Source organism: Bradyrhizobium sp. USDA 4452 (genome assembly GCF_054063575.1).
In genome coordinates this window covers 1,099,348-1,124,916 of record NZ_JBSSGK010000001.1, presented here as the reverse complement: position 1 = coordinate 1,124,916, position 25,569 = coordinate 1,099,348, and the positions used below count along the sequence as shown (strand labels likewise).

The window sequence follows — 25,569 nt, the reverse complement described above, 5'->3', positions numbered from 1 at the left end:
GCGCAGACGAAATGCCGGTGCGGATGCTCGGGGCGATGCCAAGCCCGCCGGCAGAGGCGCCAAACGTTTGGCCAGCACCGCCGGCCTTGCCGCCGACGGATCCGGGCGTGGCGCCATCGGCGTCCAGCCTGTTCGTATCGGCACCGAAGCAGGACGAGCCTGTGACGCACCATCCGGCGATGCCGTCGTCGCTGCGCGAACGCGTGATCGAGCAGATCGAGCCGTCGGTGGCTGCGACCGTGTCCCGCGACGTCCTTCGCCGGCAGATCGAGGAAATCATTCACGGTATCGCCAACCAGGAACGGCTGGAGCTCTCGGGCCGCGAGCAGCTCTTCCTGGCGGAGGAGATCGCGGACGACATGACCGGCTACGGGCCGCTTCGTCCGCTTCTGCTCGACGAGACGATCAACGACATCATGATCAACGGGCCGAGCAACATCTATGTCGAGCGCAGCGGCAGGCTCGAGCGGGTCGCGGTCCGGTTTCGCGACAACGACCACATCGTCCAGGTCGCGCAGAAGATTGCCGCGCAGGTCGGCCGGCGCGTCGACGAATCCAGTCCGATGGTCGATTGCCGTCTCCCGGACGGCAGTCGCGTCAACATCATCTTGCCGCCCCTCTCGGTGCATAGCCCCTGCATCTCGATCCGAAAATTCCCGAGCAGGCGCCTGAACATCGCCGGAATGATCGAGAACGGCTCGATGGCGCCTGCGATCGGGCAGCTTCTGGAGATCGCATCCCGCTGCCGGCTCAATGTCCTGGTCTCCGGCGGCACCGGCTCCGGCAAGACAACGCTGCTCAACGCGATGAGCCAGTTCATCGATCACAGTGAACGCGTGGTCACGATCGAGGATGCCGCGGAGTTGCAGCTGCAGCAGCCGCACGTGATCAGTCTGGAGACGCGGCCTCCGAGCCTCGAGGGTACGGGGCAGGTGACCCAGCGTGACCTGCTCTGGAATGCACTGCGCATGCGGCCGGACCGCATCGTCGTGGGCGAGGTGCGTGGCGCCGAGGCATTCGACATGCTGCAGGCGATGAACACCGGTCATGACGGATCGATCTCCACCGTGCATGCGAACAGCACGCGCGATGCCCTGACCCGCATCGAGAACATGGTGCAGATGGGACAAGTCAATCTGCCGTCGCGCGCGATCCGTGCGCAGATCGTCGCAGCGCTGGACCTCATCGTTCAGGTCGAACGCATGCGGGACGGCCAGCGCCGCATCGTGCAGGTCAGCGAGGTGATCGGCCTCGAGGGCGAAGTGATCACCACCAATGACATTGCGCTGTTCGAGTACAAGGATGAGGACGTTCACGGGCGGATATCGGGCACCTACAGGTCCACCAACGCGGTTCCGAAATTTAAGAGCCGGCTCGTCTATTACGGGCTCGAGCGAGCCTGGGCCGAATCGATGAGGCAGATCTGATGTCGACGTCCCTGGTCATCGTTCTGGTGCTCCTGCTGTGTGCCACGGTCAATACGCTGTGGCTCGACGCGCGCCAGCGGCGCTTGGACCGCCGGCTCGAGAGTGCCTTGCCGGCGGCTGAAGCGGCAGCCCTGGTGTCCATCCGTCGTGCGGCCAAGGCTTCGCGTTTGAATCTGCTCAATCGCCTCACCAATTATCGCCCCGAGATGGTGTACGTCGTGCGCCCGGTCTACGTGCTGCTTGCAGGAGGAATGGCAGCGGCCGGTGTCCTCTACCTCAACGAGGTGCTGAAATTCCCCGGCTATCGAGCGGCTATTGCGGCGGCGGTCGTCGCCATCCTGGTCGTGCGCGGCCTGTTCGGATGGCAGCAGCGTAACTTCGCGAACCGACTCTTCCAGCAACTTCCCGACGCGGTCCAGCTGGTGACGAGTACCGTGCGGTCGGGGCTGCCAGTCAACGAAGCATTCCGCACCATCGCCCGCGAGATGCCGCAACCGACATCCGGCCAATTTGCCATCGTCTGTAACGAACTGAATATGGGCAGGTCGCCTGAGGAGGCCGTGGAAGAGATCTATCAGCGAACGCGAGTGCCGGAATATGCGATGTTTGCCGTAACGCTTGCGGTGCAGCTGAAGACCGGCGGCAGTCTGGCGGAAACGCTGCAGACGCTGGGCGAGACGGTGAGCCAGCGGGTTGCACTGGCGGCTCGCGCGAAAGCGTTGGCGGGAGAGGTCATCTTCTCCTCGCGCGCTCTCACATTCGCGCCGCTGATCGTCGGCGGGTTGCTCTATTGGATCAATCCGCAGTCGATCGATCTGCTGTTGTTCGATCCCGAAGGAAACGTGCTGCTCGCCTATGCGGCGTGTTCGGTCCTGATGGGGCATTTCGTGATCCGCTGGATGGTCAGAAGGGAGACGGCGCTATGACGGTCGGTCTCGCCCTTGCATCCCTTGCCGTCATGACCGCGGCTGCAACCTTCCTGATGATCATCCGGGAGGTGCACCTGCGCGCCTTGAACACCCGTGTTTCGAACGCGGTGCTGGGCATTCCCGACCAAACGACCTCGTCAAGGGATTTGATCGGCTGGCTTTCGTCGCTCGGCATGCGCTACAGGCGCTTCTATGGTCAGGAAAACCTCGACCAGTTGCGGATGGTCCTGCAATCGGCAGGGTTCAATCACTATCGCGTGCTGCCGATCTGGATCGGTTTCAAGACGGTCAGCATGTTCATGCTTCCGATCGCAGCCTTCTCCGTCGCGCAGATTATCGGAAGCCCGTTCAGCGACACGATGATCTATACGCTGCTTGGCGTGGCGTTTGGAATCGTGGGCCCACGTCTGATCCTGTCGGTGCTGAAGCGGCGCTTCGATGCGGCGATCCGGCTTGGAACGCCCGATACGATCGACCTGCTGGTCGTCTGCAGCGAGGCAGGCATGGGCCTGGAGAGCGCGCTGGAACGCGTGGCGGACGAGATGCGGCAGACCAATCCCGCGATCGCTCATGTACTGCATGGCCTTCTTGATGATCTCCGAATCCTGCCGAACCGCGCCGACGCATTCGAGAAGCTTGCGTCCACGTCGGAGGGGCTCCGTCGTTTTGGCACCATGGTGAGCCAAAGCCTGCAATACGGCACGCCATTGAGCCAGGCGCTGCGCAGCATCGCAACCGACTTGCGTCGGGAGCGCATCACCAAGCTGGAAGAGCGCGCGCACAAGCTGGGTGCCAAGCTCACCGTTCCGATGGTGCTGTTCATGCTGCCGGCGATGTTCATCATTCTGGGCGCGAGCCCGTTCCTTCACCTCATGCGTACATTCTCCAACATCGGTCACTAGGCCATGAGCGCAAGTACAATGACACTGCCGCCAAGCCCGGCTTACGATCGGATAACCCGGGTCCTGGGCAGCGCCTGGTTCCTTCTTCTGGGACTGACCGTGACGTTCAAGCTCGGGGCGTCGGCCGGCGAGCCGTGGCCCTCGCTGGTGTCGAGCCTTTGCCTCGCCGTGTTTTACCTGATGTTGGCGGTTCTGGTTCTGACCCGGGCGCCTGCCAAGGCGCACGCCGAAGGCCTGTTGCCGAGGATAGCCGCATTCGTCGGCACCTATTGGCCGTGGACGATCACGTTCTTCGCCAAGACCGAAGGGGCGGTGCCGAACCTTGCGTCAACGCTTTGCGTGCTGACCGGCATGATCATGATCCTCGTCACCATCCGGCATCTCGGACGATCGTTCAGTCTGGTGCCGCAAGCGCGTTCGGTGGTGCAGACCGGTCCGTACCGGTGGATCAAGCATCCGCTCTATCTCTCGGAGGAGATCGTGTTCCTGGGGGTCGTGCTGCAGCACCTGAGCTTCGTGACCGTGGCCCTGCTGATCCTGCACATCGGCATCCAGGTCTGCCGGATTCTCTATGAGGAGGACGTGCTTCGGCGCAACCTTCCCGAATACTCCAGCTACGAGGCGTCGCGCTGGAGATTGATCCCCTATGTCTGGTGATTGGCCATGCCTCGCAGGGAAAATCGTGTGAGCCTCAGGCGGTCTCTGATCGCGGATCAGCGCGGCGCGGCCGCGTTGGAGATGCCGATCGTCTACCTTTTCCTGCTCATGATCGTTTTTCTGCCGCTCGCCGACCTCGCGGCCGCCGGCTACCAATATGCATCGGCGTGGGACGCGCTGCGTGCGTTCGGGCAGTCCATCCAGTATTCGCCGCCGCCCGATGTGACGAATTCGTCGAGCTGGGCGACCGCCGCGCTCGCCAAGGCCGATTCCCGTTACCCGATTACGAGTATCCAGCTCATTTGTGGCGACGGCAACGCCGTGTGCTCGGGCACCAACACTGCGTCGCCAAAGTACTATTCGTACAGCACCACGGTCACCCTGAAGCCGATGGTGCTGAAGACGATGTTGTGCACCAGCGGCAACACCAATACCTGCTCGTTCACGTTGCCTTATACCGAACGGTTTCAATAGGAGTGTGCCATGCGTAACGTGCTCCGTTGCCGCCGAGGATCGGCCGCATTCGCAACCACGGTCGCAATGATACCCCTGATCGGTGTGCTCGCGCTCGGAGGCGAGGCGGGGTCCTGGTACGTCACCCAGCAGCGGGCGCAGAATGCTGCCGATGCCGCCGCCTATTCGGGCGGTCTGCAAGCGGCCTGCCTCGCTGCTGGAACGTCCTGCTCCATAACGACCAATAGCGATGTGATCTATCGCGGCAAGCAATTCGCTGCGCAGAACACGTTCTGCAATTCGGGCGATACGTCGTATCCCGGCTCGAAATGCGCGACGAGCCTTCCGAGTGGTATCTCGCAGAGCGTCCAGATTGCATCGCTTACGTCATGGGGCGGGACGGCCGGAACCTACGTTCAGGCCAAGGTCAGCCAGACGCAGCCGACGTATCTGGCGAAGATGCTCGGGCTTTCCACCGTCACCATCGGCGCGATGGCGGTTGCCAAGGTGCAGGGTGCGAACAAGCCGCCATGCGCCCTGGCGCTGACGGGCACGATCGGCTTCCAGGGTAGCCCGAACATCAATGCGCCCAATTGCGGCATGGCTTCGAACGACACCGCCAGCAACGCACTCGACTTCACCGGCGGCGGGATGTCGATCAATCTCGGTTCGCTCTCGGCCGCGGGCGGCTGTACGGGCGCCTCGTCATTCTGCAACACCGCGTACACCTATATGCCGCCGGTCACCAATCCGTTCTCTGCGTTGGACAGCGTGACGCTGCCGACGCTCGCCGATTGCTCCAATAGCAGCAGCCTGACAGCGTACTCTGCTACTACACCGTGCAAGAACAACAACGTGAGCTTGACGGGAAACGGCGCGCTGAATCTGACGGGCGGTGTCTACTTCATCTCTGGAACGCTGACGCTGAAGGGGAATTCCTCGATCTCGGGAACGGCGCTGTTCATCCTGCTGCCCGGCGCCAGCTTCAGCATGAAGGGTACCGGCACGATCACGATCACGGGTAACGCCTCGGTGACCAGCTCGCAGGTTCCTAGCGCGCTGCAGCCATACCTCAGCCTGCTGTCCTATATGGCGATCTACGATCAGAGCAACGTCGCCGTGCAGTTCGGAGGCAACAGCAACATCAATTTGAGCGGAACGATGTACGTTCCGAATGCGTCCGTCACCTTCCAGGGCAATCCGACGATCGATCTTGGGGGCGGAAACGGGTGCGGTGAGCTGGTTGCGGCGTCGATCGCCTTCAATGGTAACGCCACCTTCAACGACACCGGGTGTCCGACAAACACGGTGCCCTCGACTCCACAGTACGTACAATTGGTGCAGTGATGAGGAGGCTCGATCAGCGCGGCGTGGCGGCGATGCAGTTCTGCCTCGTCGCCGTGCCGCTTTTTACTCTAATCTTCGCGATCTTCGATCTCGGACGCTACGCGATCACGCTGCAATCGTTGCGCTCGCTCGCCAATGCCGGCGCCCGGGCGGTGATGATCAATTGCTACACCAACGCGGTCATCCAGAAGAATCAGCCGACCGGCTGCAGCGGGGATCCGCTGCCGACGACGGCGGCAAAACAGGCCGTTGCGCCCTTCCTGTTCAATGGCGGCCTCTCGCCGACGCTCAACGTCCCGGCGACGACAAGCAGTCCGCTCGTCGTGACGGCATCGTCGCCCAACTTCAAGATGCTGATGCCGGTCTGGGGCACCACGCTCAACGCGCCGAGCGTGACGACCAAGATTCCGTTCTGAGGAGCCTCGATTCGTTGAGCCTGAGTGGGTGGATGCTTCGGGTTCGAGAGCCGGCAGGTCAGCCTCTGCTGCAAGGCGGGGCCATGACCGCTCGCGTGGGTCATGGAAGTGGTGCGCGCTGGCAACATTGGACAGTTTTTTCAGGGATTGCCGCGGCCCTACGGGGCTCTTTCCTTGCAATCAAGAGGCGTAGCGGAGGATGATCTTCAAGCCGCCATTAGCGGCCTGGCGTCTGGGGCGAGTTGCCCTTTTGCTTCGGATCAGCGCGCCGGGGAATGGGAATTCGCAAGTAACTATTTGTAGTCGGACAGACTGTAAGCTCTACGGCGTGGTGCACGAACGGGAGTGAACGGGACGCCGAGGCCGTAGATTTACGGGGGTCGCTGTGGGGACACGGCGAAGGGGATTGTCATGATGGGAAGTCGCGCTTCGGATGATGCGGGACGCAGGCTCTTAGCCTCGAGCGCGCTGGCGCTTGGTGCCGCGGTTGCCCTGTTTCATTTCACCGATCCTGCAAGCGCCGCGGACCGGCGGGCTCCGCAATCCAGCGGCGTCTTCGTCAGCGAGATGAGCGACGTCCAGCGCGTCAAGGTGACTGTCAACAAGTCGCGCACCTTCAGGGTCGATACTGCATTTTCGACGATCGTCGCCGGCTCGCCCGATATCGCCGACGTGAAGTCGCTGAGCGACCATCTCGTCTACGTGCAAGGCAAGAAGACCGGCACCACCAACGTCATCCTGTTCGACAGCTCGATGAAGCAGATCGGCATTCTCGATGTCGAGGTGACGTTCGATATCGGCAATCTGCAGCAGAACATCCAGGCCGGCACCGGTACGCGCGGCATTCGCGTGTCCGCGTCCGAAGGCCAGGTGGTGCTGAGCGGCATGGCCGCCGATGCGGTGGCCGCGGAGAAGGCGCTCACGATTGCAAAGGGAAGCGTTCCCGAGGGCGGCGTCGTCGTCAATGCGATGAGCGTTGCAGCGCCGCAGCAGGTGATGCTCGAGGTGCGTTTCCTCGAGGTTAGTCGCCAGGCAGGACGCGACCTCGGCGTGAACCTTGGGGTGGCCAACGCCAACGGCACCAATATTGGCATTTCGGGGCAGGGTGGCGTTGTAGCGGCTGGCCGAATGCCGATTGGCGGTATCAATACAAACACTGGCACCTTGGGTGCCGGGGGCACCGCCGTCGGAACCACTCCCACAGGCAGCTTACCTGTGCTGGCAACGGTCGGAACGCTTGTCGGTTCTGCCGGGGGCGTATCTCCGCCGCCGTTCGGAAGCCTGCTGACCAGCCTCATCAGGACCGGCAACGGCGGCTCGGTGGATCTTCTGATCACCGCACTGGAAACCAAGGGACTCGCCCGCCGGCTCGCGGAGCCGAACCTGACCACGCTTTCCGGCGATGCTGCGCGCTTCCTGGCCGGCGGCGAATTCCCGGTGCCGATCCCGACCCAAACGACGAACGGTTTTCCGACCGTGACGATCGACTACAAGAAGTTCGGCGTCGAACTGGCCTTCGTGCCCACCGTGCTGTCTCGCGGCGTCATCAACCTTCGAGTCGAGCCTTCGGTCAGCGAGCTCGACTTCTCCAATGCGGTGACAATTCAGGGAACGACCGTACCATCTCTGACCCGCCGCGACGCACGCACCACGGTCGAACTGCGCGACGGCCAGAGCTTTGCCATCGCCGGTCTCTTGCAGACGCGCAACCGGCAGGACGTCTCGCAATTGCCGTGGATCGGCTCGGTGCCGGTGCTTGGAAGCTTGTTCGGCAGCAAGTCGTACCAGCAGGAGGAAACCGACCTGGTCATCATCGTGACGCCGCGCCTCGTCGCGCCGGCGGCGCCCGGTCAACAGCTGGCATCGCCGCTCGACGCGCGCCTGCCGGCCAACGACGTCGATTTCTTCCTCAATGGCCAGATGGAAGTTCGCAAGCGCTACGACGACTACGTCAATTCCGGCGGCGAGGTGAAGGGCCCTTACGGACACATCATCGCGCCCAATGCGGTCGCGCCCGTTCCGCTCCCGGCTGCCGCTGCAAACCAGCCGGTCGTGAAAACCCTGAACTAGAGGAGGCGAGAGATGACGACCAAATATCTGGCTCTGCTCGCCCCCTTGATGCTCGGCGGCTGCTATGGCGTATACGGTCATGACGAGATGGACCGCTACGTCCAGCGTTCCGACACCATCACGATGAGTGCCGGCAACGCCAAGGAGGTCAATGCCGTCACCCACACGATCCATCCGTGGCCGGCCTATGTCGGTGACCGCAGGATCGCATATGATGCGCGGCGGACAGGCGAGGCCGTGAAGCGCTACGGCACCACAACGCGGCCGGTCGATCAGCTTCCCGACATGGGCGACCCGACCAAGGCGATGGGCCAGGCGCCGCCCGTCACCACTATTCAGAATGTCAACACAACCGGCTTGGGAGCGGGGACCGGAGGCTCAGTGGCCGTCGGGGTTGGCAAGTAGTAATGGGCTGATGGATCTCAGCCTGCGGGCATTTGCCGTTCGGATGTCGATTTCTCGATCAATCTTTGCGGTGTAGGCGGGAGGACGGGGCGCGGACTTGGAAGGGGAGTTTCGACGTTGGTTTCTGGCGCCGGCCTCGGGTGTTTCGGTCGTGCCGTCTGTTTCTCGTAGGTGTTTTGCGATGATGTTTCGAAGGGTGCAGGAGATGCGCTGGAATTGGGGCACGGGGCGAGGATTGCATCGTCTCGCGCCAGCGTTGATCTGTTGTTGCTTGGCGACCGGCCTTGCCGGCTGTGATTACACGACGCGGGAAGCTGCGATCGTCGCGCCGGTGGATCCGCCCGGCGGCGACCCGGTGCAGGAGCCGACCGACGTCAAATACTATCCCTCCGATGAGCCGGTGCGGATGGGCCTCGAGCAATACAACCGCGGCAACTACGGCATCTCCCAGCGCTATTTCAAGGACGCGGTCGAGAAGGCGCCGAAGGACGTGACGGCCTGGGTCGGGCTCGCTGCGAGCTATGACAGGCTGCGCCGCTTCGATCTTGCCGATCAGGCCTATGCCCAGGCGATCCGGATCGGCGGCGAGACCGTCCAGATCCTGAACGATCAAGGCTATTCCCTGATGCTGCGCGGCAATCTCAGCGCCGCGCGACACAAGTTCGAGAAGGCGTATGCGCTCGATCCGGGCAACCCCGTCATCGCCAACAATCTCGAACTTCTCAACGGAAGCCGCAAGTTCATCGAGCGGTCGCCGAACAATCAGCCGTAGGATGGTTGCGGCGGCAAGCGATGCCGCCGCGTCGATCTAGTTCGGCATCAGCACGGCATCGATGCGGCGGCTGTTTCGCGTGCTGATGATGATCACGCCGTTGCGGATCGCAAATCTCGCTCCGACCAGTCGTGGCGCCTTCTCCGTCAGCGGCGACGGCAACGGAATCATTCCGCCCGTGACGGGATCGCCGACGTTGATCGGCGGCCCGCCGCCGGCGGCCGAAGGGGCCGCCTTGATGTATTCCCTGATCAGCTGAATCTCCTCTCGCGAGAGGTTGAGCGCAGTCTGCTCGCTGCCGGCATCAGAGGCGTTCTTGTTCGCCCCAAGCTTGTCCTGCGCCTCCTGTTGCGCGGCCTCGCGTTTCGCGGCGTCCTGTTCGAGCCGCGTGAGACGGTCTCTCAGCGGGACCAGCTCCCGCCGCAGCGCGGCGTTGTCCGACTTCAGCGAAGTGATCTGGCCGAGTGCAATCGCTGCCGCAACGCATGCAACGACCGAGATCAAGCTGAGGCATGCAACGGCCAGCCCCGGCATTGCAGCGCCATTCACCCTTTTCCGATCCGGCGTTTCGCCGTCGGAGTGCCGCTGCCGCGCTCGGGTAAATCGCGGCAGGCTGGTGCCGAGGCGTTTCACAAGGTGTGAGAGCCGGGAAGCGCTTCGGTCCGTCTCGTGAATGGAGCCAAATGCCGGCTCGGGGACGATCGGGGAGCGCGCGGGCAGGTCGGGGGCTGCCGTCGAGCGGCTTGCTCCCGAGGTCGGGCGACCGTCAAGGCCCTCTTGCATCATGAAAGGGACTGGCCGGTCGATCACGCCGGGCCGTTCGATCACGGCATTCCTGATCGCATCGCGCGGGTCGGCAGCAACGGTCTCTAGGTGCTCCGCCTGCGGTTCGCCGGCCTCCTGCTCGTCGAGTTCCTGTTCGATCCGGGACGCTTCGAGCTCGCGCCATAATGCGAGGCCGGAGTCCGTGATCTGCAGCCCAGCCTCATTGATCGAAGCCCATCCGGATTGGAAGACGTCGGCGTCGCCAAGTTCTGCCGATCGCTTCAACTTCGTGGCTGCATCGCCCGCCGCGACCATGCGCTTGACCTCGCGGCTGACCTCTTCAAGCGGGATCCGTTGCTCGGGTCTTGCGGCCAGCACGCTCAAGATCGCCAGATTGAACCTCATGTGGCGCCTCTCGATGCCCCGGCAACCGGTCGCGTGGCCGCCGCGCTCGCGTGCAGGCGCTGTACGGAGCGCTGAAGACCTCGAAGCGGATCAATCATGCCGGCGCGGACGTCCGTCAGTCAGTGAGCCGGGCAAGTCTAGCGGCCCCCGCAGAGGCAAACAATGCGCCTTCCGGCGCACGACATCCGTGAAGCCCTTCAGAGAAACTCGCGAAGCCTGGAGAGCTCGATCACGTGCTCGGGCGACAGCACATCCGGCACGAGGGGAGGCTGCGACGTGGTCCGGATCTCGTAGAGATGCCGGGTCTTCTCGGGCTTGCCCATGAAGTCCCGAATGCACTGGTCGAGCGTTCCGTTGACGATCATATAGGGCGCGCGATCCTCTCGCCGGGCATTGCTGAGAGAAGGCCATTTGTAGAGGGAGGCCGCGGCCTGGAAGTCCACCTGATGCGAGTGGTCGGTCATTCCTTGATCTCTACCCGAAAAAGCCTGTTCGTCAAACAACGCGACCGATGAGCGAGCTGGCGCGGCGGGACGCGAGACCCGCGCGTTGTCGCGCTCGTCCTCGGCAGAGAATGCCTGTGGACGTCGAGCGACCAGTCGATTGCCTCGCGGTGATTCCTTGGACTGCGACCGGCAGCCCGCTTCGATGCCTGGCACGACAGCGCATGCCCAACGGTCGCTGGACGACCGCCGGCGCCCGCGACCATTCCCGGTCGGCCGGGATTGGTTATGTTCTTGTTTTGTTCTATTCTCTATTGTAGCGTCCAGAGACGAGCGGTTTTGGTCAGGTCAGGGATGAACCGGTTGAGATGGCAACCGCAGCCACCATCCTTCACGCGGACCTGGATGCGTTTTACGCGTCGGTCGAGCAGCTGCTTGAGCCGTCGCTGCGAGGCAAGCCGATCGCCGTCGGCGGCGGGGTTGTGCTTGCCGCGTCGTATGAGGCCAAGGCCTTCGGGGTCTATGGCGGCATGTCGGGGCGGGAAGCGCGCCGGCTTTGCCCGCAACTCATTTTCGTCGGCGGCCACTTCAGTGATTACCAAAGGCTGGGCGACGCGGCCATCGAGGTGATCGGCGACTTCACGCCGCTGGTCGAGCGCATTTCGATCGACGAGGCGTTTGCCGACGTTGCCGGCTGTACGCATCTGTTCGGAACGCCCGCCGAAATAGCAGCGGCGATCCGGCGGCGCGTGCGCGCAGAGCTCGGCCTTGCGATCTCCGTGGGCGTCGCGCGCACCAAGCATCTGGCCAAGATCGCCTCGCAGGTCGCAAAGCCCGATGGACTGGTCGTCGTCGATCCCGACGCCGAGCTCGGATTCCTGCACGAACTGCCGGTTGAATTGATGTGGGGAGTAGGGCCGGTCACCAGGACACGGCTGGACGCGATCGGCGTCACGACGATCGGTCAACTCGCCGAATTGTCGGAGCGGTCGCTGACGCGGTTGCTCGGACCGGCGGCGGGCGAGAAGCTCGCTGCGCTGGCCTGGAATCGCGATCCCCGACAGCTCACGCCGCATCGGCGCGCGCGATCGGCAGGAGCACAATCGGCGCTTGGCCGAAAGCCGGCGACCGAGCAAGTCATCCGGCCGACGCTGCTTCATCTGGCCGACCGCGTCGCCACGCGGCTTCGGGCGAAATCCCGGCCCGGACGAACCGTGACGGTGCGCGTTCGCTTCGCCGACCTGAAATCGGTGACGCGCTCGATGACGCTCGATGCGCCCGTGTGCACCACGGTGATCCTCGCCAGGCTCGCCGAGAAGCTGGTGCGCGCTGCTCTTGCTGACCATCCAGGCGAGAAGATCATTTCGCTGCTGGCAATCTCGGTGTCGCATCTCGAGGAGCATTGGGATCTTGCGCTCGAGCTTCCGCTCGGACTGGCCGATCAGGCGCTTCGTCCTGGAAGTCCGATAGGGAGGGCGCGCTGGGCCGCGGACTGTGCCATCGACAAGGTCCGCGATCGTTTTGGCTGGGATGCGATCGGATATGGTTCGGCGGCGCTGGAGGCTGTTCGTTCGGTGCCCGACGACTTCCGCAAGCTGGCCGAGAAGGACCTCTAGCCCTTCGCTGGTTCACCGGCTTGTCATCGCATTAAGAAAACGCAATCTGGAATCGCGGGCTTGTGAGGTGCGGCTTCGTGCGCCCGCTCTATCCTGAGCATGCGGAGGATAGCCATGAAGTTCAGCTCCGAACTGATCCAGACGATGCGTGATGCGTTGGACGCGGTGATGGCAAGCGTACCGGCCGATCAATCCGTGTTCGGCCTCAAGGCAGCCGTTGCCGAATGCATCTTGCGAACGGCTGCGCACGGCCAGACGTCGTTCGACGGGCTCGTGACGGCGGCGTCTGATCAGCTTCAATCGATCATTTCGATGCTGAGCTAGAAGGCCGGATCGCGCCCAGGCGCCACCGATGGCCGCGTTGGCGCGTTGCTGCGCAGCCTCGTTGGGCGCCTACGATGAGCCCATGCCTTCCCGGGCGATCCTGGTAAGGGCCTCGTATCCGGATGGCGTCAGGTGCAGGAGATCGCTCTTGTAATTGGCGCACGGCGTTGTTCGTCCGCATGCGATGTCGGAGGCATCGATGGTTCTAATTCCGAGTTCCCGGCTTCTTCTGCTCAGCTCGGCATTGACGGATCCAATATTCTCGGCTGCTCCCTTCATCTGGTCGCCGCGCGGAAGAATCTGGATCGAGAAAATCTTGCCGTTCGGCCAAAGCGACCTGATCTCCCCAAACAGCTTCTTATAGGATTCCATCACGCCGCACGGCTTGTCGAGATAGATGTTGTTGGTCCCCACCAGCACGATGATGGACTTTGGCTTGATCGTCCGCAGCCGCTCGCGTTCGTGCTCGATGAACCAGAGCGTGTTCTGGATCCTGTCGCGTCCGACGCCGAGGTTGGCCACCGGGCCGGCGCCGAGTGATGCAGCCAGTTCCCTCGGCCACGCCTCGACCAGCGAGTCGCCGAGCAAGATTGTCGAGACATCGCCTGACAGGCCCGACACATTTCGTTCATACTTGCGCAAGGCATCGGCGTTGTCCGGCAGGGCGGCCGTTACGGCAAATTGCGTGTCGGTCTTGTCGCATGCAGCTCTCGAACTTTGTGCTCGTCCCGCCGATGGTAGACAGAGCGCCGCGACAATTGATAACGTCGCCGCGACATAAACGGTTGATGTCGTTGACGCGGCGTTGCGAGGTTCTCCATCAAGCGTTTTCGATGTCATTGCGCGGTTCCATCTGAGGCGGTCAATCCGATGTCGCTGAGCATTTCGATCGTGGGACAGTCAAACAGCATCTTGAAGGCAGGCTTTTTCCAGAAGCTCTTGGATGCCGATGACACAATTGAAGTGAAATCATCAGCAAGGATCGGTGCATCTCCGTCCTTGCTCGGTCCGTACTTCGCCCAGGGCGACTTCTTCAAAGGCTCGGAGTTTTGCATCGTCGATACGTGCGTGATCGATTTTTCGCTGCTTTCTGCCAATGCGATCGATTACTACGATGTTGTGAGGTGGGTCGAGTGGATTGGGCATTCCGCCAAGCGCGCCAATTGCGAGCCGGTTTTTGTTTGCATACCGGTGAGCGACATCAACGCATCAAGGACGATCATCTCCGCCTGTATTTCCGTCTGCCAGAAGCATGACTGGTACTACTTGGATGTCCGGGACGTTATCGCCGCCGTCGCCAAGTCCGGGAAGGTGGACGCGAAGGAACTATATGCAGACGGCAGTCATCCGGCCGAATTCCTGTCGGGTGTGATAGCGACGCACCTTGGCAATTTCTTGACTAAGATAGGGACGGCGGAGACTGCCAAGTGCAAACGCACGTTTGCGTTCACGTCTTACGAGCGCGTGCCGCTCAAGGATCAAATAGCGGGCAGACTGGTCGAATACTCGTCGAGGTTGATTGCGTTTTCGGGTGTCCGGCTGGAACGCGGCGAGACGTATCCGATCCACATCGGGTCGGATTCATCGATCCGCGGCCTCATGGTGAACTCGGCGGCGTGCAAGGGCGTGCTGTCGATCGAGGGTGACCGAACCTTCTACAAGAACCTGCGTCTCACGCCCTATCACCCGACCAACTTCGAGGCACGACTCATCCCAATCTGCAGGCCAATTCGAGACCATCAGGGAATGGTCAGGCTTTCGCTGACGAGCCAGCATGTGTCCATGAGCGATGTTACCTTTCATAGCTCGCAGGACGGGGGTGACGAAGGCTTCATCGAAGTTGCCGATCTCCTCGTCGAGCGAGGATGCGATCTGGTAACTTACACCACCACGCGTCCCGCCGATCCGGCCTCGATCAGGTGGATGCCTGATTGAGAGGCGCCGCAACCAAGTTGACCGAGCTCTTGGGCATGGACCGCGGGCAAAGGCCTGCGGCTCGGGCGGAGGTCTCGGGCGTCTGCCTGCTCGGCCGGTCATTTGGGCCCTGGCCGAACCAGGCATGTCCCCGCGGGGCATGCCACGGCACGTATTGCCCTCGCAATATTCCGCGCTCCTACCGACCAACAATCTTTCGGGCGCTGTTAGACGCCCCGTTCTGAAAGTCGATGGATAAGTCGGTCAACGCTTTGGCTGACAATGCCCCTCCGCCGTAGAATCATCACGATTCGGAGGCGCGCTTCATATGACTTCTCAGTCCCTCCATCCTGGCGATGTCGTTAGGTTGGTTCACATGCTCGCGGCCGCAAGGACCGGTCGGCCGTGTGTCTGGTTGCGACAATGACGCCAGGCTATTGGGAATTCCGCTCCAAGGGTGGCACGTTTCGCATCGTGCCATCGAACGGGCGATTTCACTTCTACTTCGAGGAGGAGAATTTGGGATCGTATCACTCGGCAGTGGCCGCGCTCAGCGATCTCCTCGGCGGCTATTCCCATTACCCATCGGCCCGCGGGCTACCGTTTGAAGTCCCCGAATGGACGTTCGTCAGAACGGGATAAGGATGGTTATGGCTGCGAGCGTCTGGAGTATTGCTTGCGCAGTGTTCTGATGGGTGACGTTCCGCCGAGCTGCGTCCATATCGATCGTTAAGTCTCGTGTCGGTCGTGCTTTTACCGGGCGGCTGCGCCCAGCGAGCGATGGTCGTGCAGCGGAAAATTGCGACTTGACCCAGGCCAAGGAGCTCTCCCGGTTGATGGTCGCCGAGGGCAGAGCCACTTCCCTCCTTGCCTGAGCTGAAGTACGCTACCCGCTTTCCCATTTGCGTACTTCGATGACCGCTCAGTCGGGACAACTATTGCCCTTGGTTCTGTTTTCAGTCGGATCAGATTGGTCTTGATACGGAGCGCCAAAAATGGACTCCACACTGGACAACAAGGTTCCGGAAGGGCGGCTCGCGAGTTTGGACGAGCAGCTTTCGAACCTCGCGCGCGAAGCGGGAGTCAGCCCTTCGAGCCCGCCGACCGGCATGAAGGTGCCTCGTGCGCCGCTAGCAACTATTCGACGATTGAGAGACTGGCGCTACCCTGCCTCCGTCGGTCTTGTATTGCTGGCATCCATCGGTGGCGGTGTCTGGTGGTGGTCCTCCGCTGGTACGGCGGTCGTGCCCTCTTCGAGGCCTGCGCCGCTGACACAAGTCCCGCCGAAAGACATTGCGCCGACCTCCGTCGCACTTTCTCCCGACCTGGCACAGCAGCTCGGACCGATGGCGCGCGACCTCGCTGCCTTAAGGCAAGCGGTCGAAAGGCTGCAGTTGAGGCAAGACCAACTGGTCCGCGACAATGATAGCGTGGCAAGGCAAATCACGGCGGGCCAGGCGGAAATAGCACGCAACAACAATGTCATCGACGAGATCAAGGCTGTCCAAAGTCAGATGGCGCAAGACAGCAAGACGCTCACTGAGCGGCTCAGCGCAAGCCAGGAGCAGTTGGCCCGTCTGATCGCTAACGCCTCACCACCAAAGGTGGATGCTGAAGTGCCTGAGCAGACGTCAGAACAACCAAAAGCAACCTCCGAAGTACCATTGCCGCGTCCGCGGCGGCCGACCAATGTCACACAGGCGCACAAGCCGGCGCGCCCGCAAGCCAACAAGCCGCAACCATCGGCATGGCCGTGGTCAGTGCGCTGATCTGCGCGACCGCCATCACGACAAGCAGCACGGAGAGGCCGCAGACGCTTTGACTGCGACCTCCAGTCGACAGCCCGCGATCGCTCTCATCTTGGAGTGGGTTTCAGGGCCGCACTGGCCAACCGCTTGCCTATAGCGGGTGACATCGCGCGGACCCCGCAGCGCGGATGGCCGAGCTGTAAAAACGATCTGGCTCGACGTCATGCAAGGCGCGACTTCGGAGGATCGGCGACCTGAAGGTCTTTGCCATGTGAGAGGTCGTGGCTTGGTTCGCCGAGATCGGGTGTATCGGCATAGCCCTTGCTCTAGAGGTGATGCTGGGAATTTCAGTGTCCCAGTTTAGGAAAGAACCGTCACCGGGCGTGCATTTTTGAGACCCGTGGACTGACCGATTGGGAGGTATCGTTGAAGCTCGCCGCGCCCGTATACCCTAGATTCCTCGTTCGGAAGGGAAGCACCGACTGGATGGTTTATGACCGAAAACTCAAGGGGCCGGCGCAGCTCGAAAGAGGTGGCCGCTTTGCCGAGAAGCTTACGAAGGAGCAGGCCGAACGCATAAAGCAGGCGTTGACCGAAGCTCTGCCGACGCCTGGGGACAATGCGCCGGCCTAGACTAGCCGTGATCGACTGTCTCGCGTCGTGTCGGCGAAACAGACCGCGAACAAATGACGCCAGTGTTACCTAGTAAGGTATATGAACAGAAAGAGACCTCGGGGAACGAGGCTTCGTTGAGCAAACCAGGCCTTTGCTGAATTCGACTGTGATTGCTGATCGTTAAGGACCAAGATTGCTTGCTGAGCCTTTGGAACAAGCTAGGAACTTCTCGACAGGCTCGTTTTTCATTTACCAGCCGCAGACCGGCACTGCAGTCAGTATCAGCGTGATGCGATGATCTTGCAGAGGAAGCAATCCGTTCACGTCATCTTCGACGCGCCATGTACGAGGCCATTCGTCCTTAGCCTCTGGATCGCCAACTGTTCCTCGGTGAGGCGCCGTTCGACGAATTCTCTTTCTTGTTCGGTCAGGTTGCCCTTGAGTAATCGGCGATAGCGCTCGACATTGTTCCCGTAGACTTTCAGCCGCATCAGCTGCTCGTCGGTCATCTTCGTCTCCATGCGAGACCGGTGACGGGCAGACAGCCCCGGCCATTCCCAAGAAAATATTGCAGAGATCAAGGAAGACTCTCGCCGCTGTCTCTGCGCCGCTTCAATGATTTCGGTCGCGACTTTGCGCAGTCTCCTGGCAGCGTGGAAGGCGACGATGCGCACCGAATAGCTGCTCTGCATGGAAAGGCGCGGATCAGCATCTTGCGATGCGTACTCGCATCGTCATCGGTCTTGCGCGCGGCGCGACCTATCCAAGACCATAAGGCCTCCCGCAGTAAAAAGCTCATGCCTTGGTCCGCATCTTGCGAGCGATCAAAGGCGTGCAATGAACAATCTGATCCCGCGGCAATGAAGCGGGCGTAGACTAGTTACCTTTGTTTGCAGAGAGCGGGCCGGAAATTCCGGGGTATTCTGTCGGACATGCAGTGTGCGCAAGTCCGTCGCAGAGACACCCCGACTCACGATCAACTCGAGACATCATGAGATCTGCGTCGACAGCAGCCCGGTGGAACGGGCGATCTTTCTCGTTCGGGATGCAATTTTCACGCGTGCATCGCCCAAGAAAATCACCTCACCGAAGGCAAAGCGCTTCGGTTGCTGCGTCAGGTCCGGGTGGCACAGCGCATAATCCGGAAGGGTTAGGCGGGCTCCTCCAAGGGGAAATGGCGCGCGAGGGCGAACTGCACGAAACTACGAGGAAATTTCGGATTGGCGAGGGCAGAGCCAGATGGGCAGAATGAGTGCAGCAGTGCCTCCGACCGGAAGAGATGGATTGCGTCCGTTGCTCGTGCTCGCGATGCTGGTGCTCACGAGCGTTCCGCTATTCGGCGCGGGTGTGCAGGCGCAACCTGCTGCATCTCGTCAGTTGCGGCGAGAGCCTCAGCCAGAGAAGCCGCAAGTGACGATGAATGCCTGGACTATCGGCCTCGCCGGTGGCCTGCTCGAGGGCGCACCCATTCGCCTTGCAGCCGAAATGGCGCGCGTTGTGGACGATGGCGACAAGCTGCACGTCTTGCCGGTCGTGACACGTGGTCCGACTGAGAACGTGAACTCGTTGCTCTATTTGCGCGGCATCGATGCCGCCATCATCAATTCCGACGTGCTCGATGAATACAAGAGCCAGGTGCCGGACATCCAGCAACGGCTGGCTTACGTGCTGAACCTGTTTCCGTCCGAACTCCATATCTTCGTTCGCCCCGAGGTTCAGAGCCTGAACGATCTCGTTGGAAAGAAGGTCAACTTCAATAACCTGGGGACTGCCGCGGCCTATTCGGGACCGCTGATCTTCAGCCGGCTTGGTCTCGACGTAGAAAAAACCTTCATTCCTCATCAAGTCGCGCTCGAGCAGATGCGCAAAGGTGAGATGGCCGCGGTCGTCTTCATCACCTCCAAGCCCGTGGACGCGTTCGTGCGCGGCCGCTGGGAGCCCGGATTCAAATTCCTGCCCGTCCCCTATGACAAGAAGTTTGAGGACTTCTATCTTCCCGCCTCGCTAGACGCCGCGGAGTATCCCAATCTTATCAAGCCGGGCGATCACATCGCGACAATCGCGGTGCCGACCGCACTGGTGGCCTTTAACTTCCCGGTCAAGTCGAACCGCTACGAGCGCCTTGCGCGCTTCGTGGAGTCCCTGTTCTCGCGAGTTGACAAGCTGCAGCAGCCCGGCTTCGACCAGAAGTGGAAGACCATTAATCTCGCGGCGACCGTTCCTGGCCTGACGCGTTTCCCTGCGGCGCAGGCATGGCTCGATCGCGAGCCGCGCGCCGCCACAAATCCATCGCAATGAGACGCGCGGCGATCCGCATCGTGGCTGGAGTCTTGCTGGCAAGCGGTATTGCCTCGGCACAAGCGGACGGACCTCGTCGCATTGCTCAGCTTCGTGATTGCTCCTCCATGGAGCGCCCGGAAGGGATCGAGTGCTCCGACAAGCTGCCGCGAACGTCAACGCCGTCCCAGCCTAACAACTGGGTCATTAGCGTGACGACATCGCCTCTCGACTATTCACCCGTTGCTACTGCCACGACGGCGTCTCGCGATGGTATCGGCGAAAGCGGAATGACGCTCTCGATCCGCTGCCGTGGCGGACGGAGCGAATTGATCGTCGGTGGATCGCACGTGTCCGGTCGCACCGACGGATATACGATTGCCTATCGTATCAACGACGGTCAACCGCAGCAGATCGATGCAACCGTGCCGGCGTCCGGGACCGGCGTAGCATTCGGCGGCGACGTGATGCGCTTGCTGCAGTCGCTTCCGGACCGCGGAACTCTGGCTATTCACCTTGCGTCCCGTGCTGGTTCCGCGCTGGACGCGGTGTTTCCGTTGGTTGGTCTGGATACGGTGCGCGCGAGGATCTCCGCCGCCTGCAGGTGGCCGCAACCGGCCGCCAAGCCGAACGGATAGAGGATTTAATGACGTGTGCTCAATAGGAGAGGCATCATGCGAGTGTTTCAACATATTGTGACGATAGCGACCATCGGAGCCGCAACGATCCTGCTTGGCGCTCCCTACGCTGCGGCTGAGCAGGGCGGCGGACGTTATTGGACGCCAATGACAGCGAGCACCGCTGCAGAACATGTCACGGCAAAAACCCGTGTCGCGCGCAAGGAGGCCGCTCGCAAGAAAGAGCGATCCATTCTCAACGCCAACGCCCGGATTCCATCCGACGCCAAGGCGCACAACCTGATCCTGCAAGTGAATACGAACGACCCTGCTGCCATGAATCTCGCACTCAACAATGCGACCAACGTCGCGCAATACTACAAGGAACTCGGCGAGAAGGTGAAGATCGAGGTGGTCACGTTCGGACCCGGCCTGCACATGCTTCGCGAGGACACGTCGCCCGTGAAGTCCCGAATTGAGGAGATGGCGCTAAGCACGCCGGAAATTTCGTTCAAGGCCTGCGGCAATACTCAGGAAAAAATGCACAGTGCCGAGAAGAAGGACATCCCGATCATTCGTCAGGCGGAGGTGGTGAAGTCCGGCGTCGTGCGCGTGATGGAGCTGCAGGAAAAGGGTTGGTCCTATGTAAAGCCGTGACGCACAACCTTGTCCGGAAAGGGCCACAATGCGGAATTGTGGCCTTGCGCCGAGGGTGGGGGACTTGACGCCTCGCCTCGGTAGATCGTGTTGCCATACGAAAGGTGATTGCGGATGGATCGCACGGTTCTCGCTGATGCTGAAGTAGGCCCCGCCTGCGACATCTCAGGCGCGCCGCCGCGAGGTCTGCCCAGTGTTGCACAGCCCGTGCTCCTGTGGACGACGACCGTCGCCATGCTCGCGACTGCGTGGGTACCCGAAGTGACACGGGCGTCGCCCGATGCGGTTCGTCTCGCGGCGGATGCGCAGCAAACGACGGCCCTTCGCAATACCAATTCGGCCGCCGCGGCGGAGGGCGGCAACTCCAAAGTCGGGACGGGAGACGAAGGCAGTACCGAGCGGCCGGTGCTGACGGTGCAGGGAGCGCGCGACCAGAGCGGGCCTGCCTCGGACCAGGTGCCCAATTCGGGTGAGAGCCTGTCCTGCGAACTCTCGGCCGCAAGGCTCGACATCGGCTTGTTGCAGCGCATCGAGCTCCAGCGCGAGCGGGCGGAAATGTTGGAGCAGGATCTTGCCGCGGCTCGACGCGACGTCGAGGTCCAGACTGCCTTGGCCAATAAGGCCATCGAAGACGCCGCCCGGGTGAAGCAGGCCGTGCAGGGTGGCGAGGGGGTACAGGACGGGTTGCAGCAGGCGCACGAGCGGGCAGCAAGGCTGGAGCAGGATCTGGCGGCTGCGCGACGCGATCTCGAGGTCCAGACCGCGCTGGCGGCGCGAGCAGGCGAGGAGGTTCTAGAGCTGAAGCGGTCGGGCAAGATCGGCACGGCCGAGACAAGCCAGGCGCCAGCAGGGGGCGGAGTGCCGGCGCCCGGCCTTTCCCTGGCGCGGAGTGCAGTCCAGGCCTACGAAGCTCAAGTCCGTGCGGTTGAAGGAGAACCAGCCGAACTCGGACAAGCGACTGCGAGCGATGCCGGTCCGTATCGCTACCCGGAGCGGTTCGCACGTCTCGAGCAGGACCTCGCGGTCGCGCGAGGCGAGCTCGAGACGCAGACCACGATCGCGACCAAGGCAAGCGAAGAGGCGTCCCGCCTCAGGCAGTCGCAGGAGAGGGACGCGGCGGACTTGCAGCAGGAACGCGACCGGTCTGCGCGGCTGGATCAGGATCTCGCGGCGACGCGGCGTGATCTGGAGACTCAGACCGCGCTTGCAACGAAAGCGAGCGAGGAAGCATCCCGCCTGAAAGCCGCGGGAGATCGCGGAGCGCCGGACCTGCAGAAGGAGGTGGAGCGGTCCGCGCTGCTGGAGCAGGATCTCGCGGCGGCGCGGCGCGATCTGGCGGCCCAGACGGCGCTGGCGGCAAAGGCGGGCGAGGAGCTCTCGCGTCAGAAGCTGTCGGTGGAAGCCGTGGCCGTCGATCTGAAGCAGTCGCGCGCGAAGGCCGACGCGCTGGCCCTGGAGCTGTCCCAGGCGCGCAGCTCGATATACGCATACGAGGCGCAGGCCCTTAAGGCTGGAGAAGAAGTAGCGGAGCTCAGGCGCGCGGCGGAGGGTGCCGCGGCTTCAGCTCACAAGGCCTCACCCGACGGACAATTGGCCCGGTTGGAGCAGGACCTCGCGGCGGCTCGCCGTGATGTCGAAGCGCAAGCCGCCCTGGCAGCGAAAGCAAGCGATGAAGCAGCCCGATTGAAACGGGAGAAGGAGAACGGCGCTGCAGAGGTGCAGAACCTGCTGCAAGCGGCGGTCAAGAGCGCTGCAGCCAACCTGCAAAAGGAGCGTGAGCGATCCGCACGGCTGGAGCAGGATCTGTTGGCGGCGCGACGTGATCTCGAGAGCAAGACCGCGCTGGTGGCGCAGGCAGGTGAGGAATCATCCCGACTGCAAACAGCGGGCAAGACCGCCGCGGCGGATCTGCAAAAGGAGCGCGAGCGGTCGGCACGGCTGGAGCAGGACCTGACGACGGCGCGGCGCGATGTCGAGTCCAAGACTGCATTGGTAGCCAAAGCGGTCGAGGATCTGTCCCGGTTGACATCTGCGGCGAAGAGCGGCGCGGCGGATCTGCAAAAGGAACGCGAGCGGTCGATGCGGCTGGAACAGGACCTGGCGGCAGCGCGTCGCGATAATGAGGCCCAGGCGGCGAAGGCCGCGAAGGCAAGCGAGGATGCATTGCTGCAGACGAAGGCAGCAGAAGCCGGCGCTGCCGAGCTGAGGCAATTGCGCGCCGAGAGCGCAGGCGTGAAGGCGCAGAACTTCTTCCTGTCGAGGAGCGCGATCCAAGCGTATGAGGCGCAGGGGCGCAAGGAGATCGGCGCTGCGCCGGATGTCCTGACGACCGGTTCGCCTGGCCCGGACAAGTCCAGCTCGATCGCAGCGGTTGCCAATCCGGCTCCCGCTGTTGCTCAGCCTGCTTCCGAGCAGGTTACCGAAGCGGCAGGGTTGGTCCTACGTGCAAGCGCCCTGCTCCGGCAGGGCGATGTAGGCGCGGCGCGGCTTGTGCTCGAGCGCGCCGTCGAGATGGGCAGCGCCCAGGCGAGCTTCGCACTGGCAGAAACCTACGATCCGTTGGTTTTGGCGAAATGGGGAACTTACGGCACTCGCGGCGATGCGAGCAAAGCAAGAGCCCTGTATGCCAGGGCCGATGCGGCTGGAATCAAGGATGCGAAAGCTCGGCTGGACGCGCTGCATCGCTAATGTCTGCAGACACGACCGATCGGACCGACCTCGTCATCTGATACCGACTGAAGGCGGCTCAGCTTCCGTCACCGCAGTTCGGCCCGTCGCCGGTGACGGGCCCAAGCCGCTCAGCTTTCGCGAAGGTACGTCTGGAAGATCCTGGTATCGCAAGGAGACCTCGACCGTGTCGCCTGGTTGCAACTCGGTGTCTTCGCTCGCGACAATCTGTTCCGGCCCGTTCGCGCCTTTCCTGATGATGGTAATGTCGGGCTTGCTGCCCGCTCCTCGCACAAGCTGCGATCGAACCATCGCGGTGTACTGAATCTTCTCACCCACGGCCTGCAGCCTCTCGCGAACCTGGTTAAGCCGCAAGCTCGTGTCCTGCAACTCACGCAGGAGGTCAAGTCGCCGCTGATCATCGAGCTTGGTCAGCCTTCTGACGAGTTCATCCTGCTGCTTCTTGACCTGCAGCAGTTGCGCAGAGGTTTGCAACTTCCTGGTCGACGACAGCAGAACCGCCCGACGCGCATCCGTGACGCGCGGGCTGGTCAGGGTGCCTCTGGCGAACATATCTTGCGCTTTCTGCAGCTCTTCCTGGTCCGACTGAAATCCCTCTTCCTCCCTCTTTTGCTGCTCGGACAGCACGCGCACTTCATCGTCTCCCTGCCGAACGCCGCGCTGGATGAACTCCTTCTCCTGCTGATAGTCGCTTTGCTTCGCCTTCAGATACTCCGTTTCCGCGTTGAAGATGTCTGAAATCGCCGATCGAGCTATCGGTGCCTCCCTCGCAGCGTTTGGAGCGATCTGGGTCGCATCTCCGAGTTCCGTCTTGATACGCCACAGCCGCGCCTGCTCTTTGGCGAACTCCGTCCAAAGCGATCCATATTCGGCTCTCAGGTCCGCCAGATCGAGATACGGATTGTTCATTCTCACATGCATGATGTCGTAACCGCTCGCCAGCGCTATCAGTTGACGTGCGGTGATTGACGGAAGGTAAGGGTACTGACCCGGCTTCGAGACATCGCCATTGATGTATATCGGCCTGTACTCCGCCACGGTCGCAGTGATTTCATCCGCATCGATCACGATGACGCTTTCACGCCCGTCCGGACTTCTCTGTCGAAACACCTTGTTCGCCAGTGCGGCGCCGACCTTGGTTCGGATCTGCGGTAGGCTCAGGCCGGCTACCTGAAGCACTCCGACGAGCGGCAACGATATGTTCCCGTCCGTCTGCACGGCTGCACGAGATCGCAGCTCCGGCACGCCCGCCGCCGCGACCTCCAGCACATCCCCGGTATTGACGAGATATTCGGCTTTCGCTTGGGCCACTGAAATCGTCAAGCCGAGGGCGACCAAGCCCCATTTGATGCAACCGCCGAGGTCGTTGCCCAGGATGGTGGGCCTGAAACGCTTGCGCGGTGTGGAGTTCGGCATGACGGCAACTTTCTTTGCGACGTGGTCACCAGGATGAAACCCTCGGAATCTGTCGGCATACCAACACGTCAACATCGCTGACGTTCAGGCGGCCATCGAGGCGGACGATCGGCAAACCTGGGGTTCGTTCCCTCATTTGCGGCAAGGCAGGGCTTCCCGCCCGCATTTTCGATTGATCGGCCCTGTTGATCGTCAATTCGAAGTTGCATCAGATCCATTGGGATGTGCGAACAAGCGGATCGGCAGCCGAATTTAGTCCGGCAGTGCCGCGGCTCAATGGACCATCGTAATTACCCATTTATTGCCTTTCCCAAGCCATGACCCGGAATGTACTGATTCAGCAGGAAATGTGCGATTGGGCCGTAGAGTGCCATGAACGATGCGTTCTTCACCAATTCGCCGGCCTCCGCCAATTTTCCGGTGCATCCGGTCCACGGCAGCTGGGTGAATTCAGCAAGTGCCGTCAGGCCGGGCAATGGCGCCACTGGCTATGACCGCTGCCGAACTCGTCGCCAGCGTGACTTCGGCGCATTTCGCGGTCTTCGTCTATCAGAGGTCGATGCCGTGGCCATGCGCCGGCTTCGGCCAGCTACCTTGTCTGAAAAGGTGCATGAATGTCTATTGATGTGATTCAGCCGGTCGCACCTCCCGCTAAGCTTGCGTCCTTCCGTGAGCCCCCTTGCGCTTATTGAACTGGTCGCCGCAA

General features: G+C 62.0%; 25 protein-coding genes. 20 read left to right on the top strand and 5 right to left on the bottom strand.

Annotation, left to right across the window (positions count from 1 at the left end):
* Window positions 1–179 precede the first annotated feature (179 nt).
* The 10 genes from ACVISU_RS05605 (at window position 180) to ACVISU_RS05560 (ending at window position 9,378) form a co-directional block, all read left to right on the top strand.
* On the top strand, window positions 180–1,427 hold the full coding sequence (locus tag ACVISU_RS05605; protein ID WP_456710763.1) for a CpaF family protein: 1,248 nt from the start codon (window positions 180–182) through the stop codon (window positions 1,425–1,427).
* Window positions 1,427–2,353: a type II secretion system F family protein gene (locus ACVISU_RS05600; RefSeq protein WP_456706273.1), complete on the top strand. Its 927-nt coding sequence runs from the start codon at window positions 1,427–1,429 to the stop codon at window positions 2,351–2,353. Before ACVISU_RS05605 ends, ACVISU_RS05600 begins: the two co-directional genes overlap by 1 nt.
* The gene (locus ACVISU_RS05595) at window positions 2,290–3,258 is read left to right on the top strand and encodes a type II secretion system F family protein (RefSeq protein ID WP_456706272.1); all 969 of its coding nucleotides are present in this window, start codon (window positions 2,290–2,292) and stop codon (window positions 3,256–3,258) included. The genes ACVISU_RS05600 and ACVISU_RS05595 overlap by 64 nt, the downstream gene beginning before the upstream one ends.
* 3 nt (window positions 3,259–3,261) lie before the next feature.
* Window positions 3,262–3,915 carry a methyltransferase family protein gene (locus tag ACVISU_RS05590; RefSeq protein WP_456706271.1) on the top strand — a complete coding sequence of 218 codons (654 nt, stop codon included), beginning with the start codon at window positions 3,262–3,264 and terminating at the stop codon, window positions 3,913–3,915.
* 27 nt (window positions 3,916–3,942) lie between these two features.
* Window positions 3,943–4,389 carry a hypothetical protein gene (locus ACVISU_RS05585; RefSeq protein WP_456706270.1) on the top strand — a complete coding sequence of 149 codons (447 nt, stop codon included), beginning with the start codon at window positions 3,943–3,945 and terminating at the stop codon, window positions 4,387–4,389.
* Window positions 4,390–4,398: 9 nt separating this feature from the next.
* A complete protein-coding gene (locus tag ACVISU_RS05580; RefSeq protein ID WP_456706269.1) occupies window positions 4,399–5,715 on the top strand; it encodes a pilus assembly protein TadG-related protein in 1,317 nt (438 codons plus the stop codon).
* Window positions 5,715–6,131, top strand: coding sequence for a TadE/TadG family type IV pilus assembly protein (locus ACVISU_RS05575; RefSeq protein WP_456706268.1), 417 nt, complete (start codon window positions 5,715–5,717; stop codon window positions 6,129–6,131). Before ACVISU_RS05580 ends, ACVISU_RS05575 begins: the two co-directional genes overlap by 1 nt.
* A 411-nt stretch (window positions 6,132–6,542) precedes the next feature.
* Window positions 6,543–8,201 carry a type II and III secretion system protein family protein gene (locus ACVISU_RS05570; RefSeq protein WP_456706267.1) on the top strand — a complete coding sequence of 553 codons (1,659 nt, stop codon included), beginning with the start codon at window positions 6,543–6,545 and terminating at the stop codon, window positions 8,199–8,201.
* 12 nt (window positions 8,202–8,213) lie between these two features.
* Window positions 8,214–8,606, top strand: a complete 393-nt coding sequence (locus ACVISU_RS05565; RefSeq protein WP_456706266.1) for a hypothetical protein — start codon at window positions 8,214–8,216, stop codon at window positions 8,604–8,606.
* 235 nt (window positions 8,607–8,841) lie between these two features.
* A complete protein-coding gene (locus ACVISU_RS05560; RefSeq protein ID WP_456710762.1) occupies window positions 8,842–9,378 on the top strand; it encodes a tetratricopeptide repeat protein in 537 nt (178 codons plus the stop codon).
* Between the two features lie 36 nt (window positions 9,379–9,414).
* Here ACVISU_RS05560 and ACVISU_RS05555 read toward each other — a convergent pair whose 3' ends face one another.
* Window positions 9,415–10,548, bottom strand: coding sequence for a hypothetical protein (locus tag ACVISU_RS05555; RefSeq protein ID WP_456706265.1), 1,134 nt, complete (start codon window positions 10,546–10,548; stop codon window positions 9,415–9,417).
* Between the two features lie 197 nt (window positions 10,549–10,745).
* Complete coding sequence (locus tag ACVISU_RS05550; protein ID WP_050400174.1) at window positions 10,746–11,012, bottom strand: hypothetical protein; 267 nt, start codon at window positions 11,010–11,012, stop codon at window positions 10,746–10,748.
* A 347-nt stretch (window positions 11,013–11,359) separates the two neighbouring features.
* Here ACVISU_RS05550 and dinB point away from each other — a divergent pair, with 347 nt between their 5' ends.
* Together dinB and ACVISU_RS05540 are read left to right on the top strand one after the other, a co-directional pair.
* Window positions 11,360–12,607, top strand: coding sequence for a DNA polymerase IV (gene dinB, locus ACVISU_RS05545; RefSeq protein WP_456706264.1), 1,248 nt, complete (start codon window positions 11,360–11,362; stop codon window positions 12,605–12,607).
* A gap of 114 nt (window positions 12,608–12,721) precedes the next feature.
* Window positions 12,722–12,931 (top strand): hypothetical protein, encoded by a 210-nt coding sequence (locus tag ACVISU_RS05540; RefSeq protein WP_050400177.1) that lies wholly within the window; start codon window positions 12,722–12,724, stop codon window positions 12,929–12,931.
* 69 nt (window positions 12,932–13,000) lie between these two features.
* On the opposite strand, the gene ACVISU_RS05535 is transcribed toward ACVISU_RS05540, so the two are convergent.
* Window positions 13,001–13,771, bottom strand: a complete 771-nt coding sequence (locus ACVISU_RS05535; protein WP_456706263.1) for an SGNH/GDSL hydrolase family protein — start codon at window positions 13,769–13,771, stop codon at window positions 13,001–13,003.
* A gap of 30 nt (window positions 13,772–13,801) precedes the next feature.
* Between ACVISU_RS05535 and ACVISU_RS05530 the strand changes: the two genes are divergently transcribed.
* The 3 genes from ACVISU_RS05530 (at window position 13,802) to ACVISU_RS05520 (ending at window position 17,226) form a co-directional block, all read left to right on the top strand.
* Window positions 13,802–14,866 carry a hypothetical protein gene (locus ACVISU_RS05530; protein WP_456706262.1) on the top strand — a complete coding sequence of 355 codons (1,065 nt, stop codon included), beginning with the start codon at window positions 13,802–13,804 and terminating at the stop codon, window positions 14,864–14,866.
* A gap of 974 nt (window positions 14,867–15,840) precedes the next feature.
* Complete coding sequence (locus tag ACVISU_RS05525) at window positions 15,841–16,614, top strand: hypothetical protein (protein WP_456706261.1); 774 nt, start codon at window positions 15,841–15,843, stop codon at window positions 16,612–16,614.
* A 405-nt stretch (window positions 16,615–17,019) separates the two neighbouring features.
* The gene (locus ACVISU_RS05520; protein ID WP_244521890.1) at window positions 17,020–17,226 is read left to right on the top strand and encodes a hypothetical protein; all 207 of its coding nucleotides are present in this window, start codon (window positions 17,020–17,022) and stop codon (window positions 17,224–17,226) included.
* A 302-nt stretch (window positions 17,227–17,528) separates the two neighbouring features.
* Here the strand turns inward: ACVISU_RS05520 and ACVISU_RS05515 are convergent, their stop codons facing one another.
* The gene (locus ACVISU_RS05515; RefSeq protein ID WP_456706260.1) at window positions 17,529–17,900 is read right to left on the bottom strand and encodes a hypothetical protein; all 372 of its coding nucleotides are present in this window, start codon (window positions 17,898–17,900) and stop codon (window positions 17,529–17,531) included.
* Between the two features lie 616 nt (window positions 17,901–18,516).
* Here ACVISU_RS05515 and ACVISU_RS05510 point away from each other — a divergent pair.
* The 4 genes from ACVISU_RS05510 (at window position 18,517) to ACVISU_RS05495 (ending at window position 23,447) form a co-directional block, all read left to right on the top strand.
* Window positions 18,517–19,506, top strand: a complete 990-nt coding sequence (locus ACVISU_RS05510) for a TAXI family TRAP transporter solute-binding subunit (protein WP_456710761.1) — start codon at window positions 18,517–18,519, stop codon at window positions 19,504–19,506.
* A 269-nt stretch (window positions 19,507–19,775) separates the two neighbouring features.
* A complete protein-coding gene (locus ACVISU_RS05505) occupies window positions 19,776–20,123 on the top strand; it encodes a hypothetical protein (protein WP_456706259.1) in 348 nt (115 codons plus the stop codon).
* A 36-nt stretch (window positions 20,124–20,159) separates the two neighbouring features.
* Window positions 20,160–20,759 carry a DsrE family protein gene (locus ACVISU_RS05500; protein WP_456706258.1) on the top strand — a complete coding sequence of 200 codons (600 nt, stop codon included), beginning with the start codon at window positions 20,160–20,162 and terminating at the stop codon, window positions 20,757–20,759.
* 114 nt (window positions 20,760–20,873) lie between these two features.
* Window positions 20,874–23,447 (top strand): hypothetical protein, encoded by a 2,574-nt coding sequence (locus tag ACVISU_RS05495; protein ID WP_456706257.1) that lies wholly within the window; start codon window positions 20,874–20,876, stop codon window positions 23,445–23,447.
* 33 nt (window positions 23,448–23,480) lie between these two features.
* On the opposite strand, the gene ACVISU_RS05490 is transcribed toward ACVISU_RS05495, so the two are convergent.
* Window positions 23,481–24,863, bottom strand: coding sequence for a polysaccharide biosynthesis/export family protein (locus ACVISU_RS05490; protein ID WP_456706256.1), 1,383 nt, complete (start codon window positions 24,861–24,863; stop codon window positions 23,481–23,483).
* 372 nt (window positions 24,864–25,235) lie between these two features.
* On the opposite strand from ACVISU_RS05490, the gene ACVISU_RS05485 reads away from it, so the two are divergent.
* The gene (locus tag ACVISU_RS05485; protein ID WP_456706255.1) at window positions 25,236–25,493 is read left to right on the top strand and encodes a hypothetical protein; all 258 of its coding nucleotides are present in this window, start codon (window positions 25,236–25,238) and stop codon (window positions 25,491–25,493) included.
* Window positions 25,494–25,569: the final 76 nt, after the last annotated feature.

Excerpts from the sequence above, each read along its gene's own strand:
- ACVISU_RS05530 (WP_456706262.1), top strand. The coding sequence starts at position 13,802 with ATGTCGCTGAGCATTTCGATCGTGGGACAGTCAAACAGCATCTTGAAG.
- ACVISU_RS05535 (WP_456706263.1), bottom strand. The coding sequence starts at position 13,771 with ATGACATCGAAAACGCTTGATGGAGAACCTCGCAACGCCGCGTCAACG.
- ACVISU_RS05605 (WP_456710763.1), top strand. The coding sequence starts at position 180 with ATGCCGTCGTCGCTGCGCGAACGCGTGATCGAGCAGATCGAGCCGTCG.
- ACVISU_RS05575 (WP_456706268.1), top strand. The coding sequence starts at position 5,715 with ATGAGGAGGCTCGATCAGCGCGGCGTGGCGGCGATGCAGTTCTGCCTC.
- ACVISU_RS05590 (WP_456706271.1), top strand. The coding sequence starts at position 3,262 with ATGAGCGCAAGTACAATGACACTGCCGCCAAGCCCGGCTTACGATCGG.
- ACVISU_RS05580 (WP_456706269.1), top strand. The coding sequence starts at position 4,399 with ATGCGTAACGTGCTCCGTTGCCGCCGAGGATCGGCCGCATTCGCAACC.
- dinB (WP_456706264.1), top strand. The coding sequence starts at position 11,360 with ATGGCAACCGCAGCCACCATCCTTCACGCGGACCTGGATGCGTTTTAC.
- ACVISU_RS05555 (WP_456706265.1), bottom strand. The coding sequence starts at position 10,548 with ATGAGGTTCAATCTGGCGATCTTGAGCGTGCTGGCCGCAAGACCCGAG.
- ACVISU_RS05570 (WP_456706267.1), top strand. The coding sequence starts at position 6,543 with ATGATGGGAAGTCGCGCTTCGGATGATGCGGGACGCAGGCTCTTAGCC.
- ACVISU_RS05515 (WP_456706260.1), bottom strand. The coding sequence starts at position 17,900 with ATGCAGAGCAGCTATTCGGTGCGCATCGTCGCCTTCCACGCTGCCAGG.
- ACVISU_RS05600 (WP_456706273.1), top strand. The coding sequence starts at position 1,427 with ATGTCGACGTCCCTGGTCATCGTTCTGGTGCTCCTGCTGTGTGCCACG.
- ACVISU_RS05495 (WP_456706257.1), top strand. The coding sequence starts at position 20,874 with ATGGATCGCACGGTTCTCGCTGATGCTGAAGTAGGCCCCGCCTGCGAC.
- ACVISU_RS05485 (WP_456706255.1), top strand. The coding sequence starts at position 25,236 with ATGAACGATGCGTTCTTCACCAATTCGCCGGCCTCCGCCAATTTTCCG.
- ACVISU_RS05500 (WP_456706258.1), top strand. The coding sequence starts at position 20,160 with ATGCGAGTGTTTCAACATATTGTGACGATAGCGACCATCGGAGCCGCA.
- ACVISU_RS05565 (WP_456706266.1), top strand. The coding sequence starts at position 8,214 with ATGACGACCAAATATCTGGCTCTGCTCGCCCCCTTGATGCTCGGCGGC.
- ACVISU_RS05490 (WP_456706256.1), bottom strand. The coding sequence starts at position 24,863 with ATGCCGAACTCCACACCGCGCAAGCGTTTCAGGCCCACCATCCTGGGC.
- ACVISU_RS05505 (WP_456706259.1), top strand. The coding sequence starts at position 19,776 with ATGACGCTCTCGATCCGCTGCCGTGGCGGACGGAGCGAATTGATCGTC.
- ACVISU_RS05510 (WP_456710761.1), top strand. The coding sequence starts at position 18,517 with ATGCTGGTGCTCACGAGCGTTCCGCTATTCGGCGCGGGTGTGCAGGCG.
- ACVISU_RS05540 (WP_050400177.1), top strand. The coding sequence starts at position 12,722 with ATGAAGTTCAGCTCCGAACTGATCCAGACGATGCGTGATGCGTTGGAC.
- ACVISU_RS05550 (WP_050400174.1), bottom strand. The coding sequence starts at position 11,012 with ATGACCGACCACTCGCATCAGGTGGACTTCCAGGCCGCGGCCTCCCTC.
- ACVISU_RS05525 (WP_456706261.1), top strand. The coding sequence starts at position 15,841 with ATGGACTCCACACTGGACAACAAGGTTCCGGAAGGGCGGCTCGCGAGT.